The sequence below is a fragment of the Vibrio sp. 1580 genome (assembly GCF_033340055.1).
Genome location: NZ_JAWOVT010000625.1, coordinates 1 through 544, shown reverse-complemented (window position 1 = coordinate 544; position 544 = coordinate 1). Strand labels below are relative to the sequence as shown.

2 protein-coding genes and 1 pseudogene are annotated in these 544 nt (G+C 46.0%); all 3 read left to right on the top strand.

Going from position 1 to position 544, the window contains the following annotated elements:
* On the top strand, positions 1 to 152 hold a 152-nt coding region (locus R7093_RS27520; protein ID WP_318147314.1), incomplete at its 5' end, for an EscE/YscE/SsaE family type III secretion system needle protein co-chaperone.
* Positions 153 to 163: 11 nt separating this feature from the next.
* Complete coding sequence (vscF, locus tag R7093_RS27515; RefSeq protein WP_005464566.1) at positions 164 to 412, top strand: type III secretion system needle filament protein VscF; 249 nt, start codon at positions 164 to 166, stop codon at positions 410 to 412.
* 3 nt (positions 413 to 415) lie between these two features.
* Positions 416 to 544, top strand: a pseudogene (gene vscG / locus R7093_RS27510) (YscG family type III secretion system chaperone VscG); the annotation flags it as partial.

The following is a 544-nucleotide window of genomic DNA, read 5'->3' as shown; positions in this document are numbered from 1 at the left end:
TTAAGAGCAAGCTCTTACAAGCACAGGCAGCGGTAAAGCGTCAGTTGGACTTGGGATGTCCTCCGCAGCAGTATCAATTGCTACTAAAACAGTATGAAGCATACACAGCGGCACAGGTTGTGATTGAAGCATACGAAGCTAACCAAAAATAAAGGGAAATCCTATGTCATTTTACGATGCGACCAACAGTGTAAACCTCGATGACGTTAAAACGAAACTTGAGCAACAAGCGAAAGACGCGAACAAATCCGTCACCGATGCAATTAAAAATCTAGAAACCAACGCGGACGACCCATCTAAGCTGGCTGAACTTCAGCACGCTATCAACAAATGGTCGGTGGTATACAACATCAACGCAACCACCACTCGTGCGATCAAAGATGTGATGCAGTCGATCCTGCAGAAGGTGTAATGCATGGAACGAGAATTACGCCAGCTGTTGGCTGAAATTGCTTTGATGGCGACGGGGATGCATCGTCATCAAGAGGCCAATACGATTGCTGATTGCCTTGAGGAGACTTCGAACTCTGAAGAAGTTGTAGTA

Excerpts from the sequence above, each read along its gene's own strand:
- vscF (WP_005464566.1), top strand. The coding sequence starts at position 164 with ATGTCATTTTACGATGCGACCAACAGTGTAAACCTCGATGACGTTAAA.